This is a genomic window from Microbacterium sp. BF1 (assembly GCF_019279095.1).
Classification (GTDB): domain Bacteria; phylum Actinomycetota; class Actinomycetes; order Actinomycetales; family Microbacteriaceae; genus Microbacterium; species Microbacterium maritypicum.
This window is the reverse complement of record NZ_JAGYWT010000869.1, coordinates 1-552: the sequence shown is the minus strand read 5'-3', so window position 1 is coordinate 552 and position 552 is coordinate 1. Positions and strand designations below refer to the sequence as shown.

The window sequence follows — 552 nt, the reverse complement described above, 5'->3', positions numbered from 1 at the left end:
CCGGACGCACCGGCACCTGCCGCATCTCCCGCGTCCGCACTCGCCGTTTCCCCCGCGCCGGTGGGAGTACGAGCGCTCCTGGTGCTCGACACTGGGCAGCGTATCGAGGTGCGGGGGACGACGCTGTTCGGGCGGTCCCCGAGTGCCGCCGCTGGCGAGGGCGAGGCGCTCCTGGTGCCGGTCGTCGACGACACGCGCTCCGTGTCCAAGACCCACATCGCGGTGATGCCCGCCCGACGGGGTGTCTTCGTCGTCGACCGGGCCTCCACGAACGGCAGCGCGATCGTCCGAGGCGGTTCCGAGACGGCGCTGCCGGCGGGACACCCCGCTGAATTGCAGATCGGCGACACGGTGCGCTTCGGCGACCGGTCCCTCCAGGTGGAGTGGGTATGACCCTGAGCAGTGAGATGCGCCCTCGGCGCGGTGAGGACGAGCGATGAGAGTCAAGCTGACCCTGCGTCGACCCGCGGCACCCCTGACCGACGTGGTCGTGATGGCCGACTCGACGGCGACGATCGCCGACGTGGCGCGGCAGATCGCCACGACAGACCC

General features: G+C 71.4%; 1 protein-coding gene. It reads left to right on the top strand.

Translation table 11 applies throughout. The annotated features are described in order from the left end of the window. Positions 1-393 (top strand): FHA domain-containing protein (locus KZA10_RS17280; RefSeq protein ID WP_218683524.1); only part of this gene is annotated, 393 nt, incomplete at its 5' end. Between the last annotated feature and the right edge of the window lie 159 nt (positions 394-552).